Origin of the sequence: Stenotrophomonas maltophilia, assembly GCF_013464915.1 — a bacterium.
Lineage (GTDB): Bacteria > Pseudomonadota > Gammaproteobacteria > Xanthomonadales > Xanthomonadaceae > Stenotrophomonas > Stenotrophomonas maltophilia_AT.
The window spans coordinates 1-385 of the sequence record NZ_RAVT01000109.1; the positions used below are offsets into that span (position 1 = coordinate 1).

Annotated in this window: 1 protein-coding gene; it reads left to right on the forward strand. The window is 61.3% G+C overall.

Annotated features, from left to right (window positions below; translation table 11 throughout):
• Positions 1-385, forward strand: a 385-nt coding sequence (locus tag D7T59_RS21155) for an efflux RND transporter permease subunit (RefSeq protein ID WP_180882696.1), incomplete at both ends; no start/stop codon positions are given.

The window sequence follows — 385 nt, forward strand, 5'->3', positions numbered from 1 at the left end:
GCGGAAGCGTGCCGCTGGGCCAGGTGGCCAAGCTTCGGTTGGCGCCGCAGCTGTCTTCAATCCAGCGAGTGAACCAGGCGCGCGCGGTCACCGTGCTTGCAAAGAGCTCCGAGCTGACTGCTCAGGGGATCGCAGACAAGGTCGAGCCACTTCTTTCCGAATTCCGCAAGCAGGGCGTGCGGGTTGAACTCGGTGGCGAGATCGAAGAGAGCAAGAGTGCCAACGAAGGCATCGAGAAGCTGCTCCCGCTCTGCCTTGCTGCCATGTTCCTGTTGTTCGTATGGCAGTTCGAGAGCATCCGCAAGAGCTTGATCGTCCTGGCGAGCATTCCGTTCGTGGTCATCGGCGCGACCTTGGCACTCAAGCTGAGTGGCACCAGCCTGAC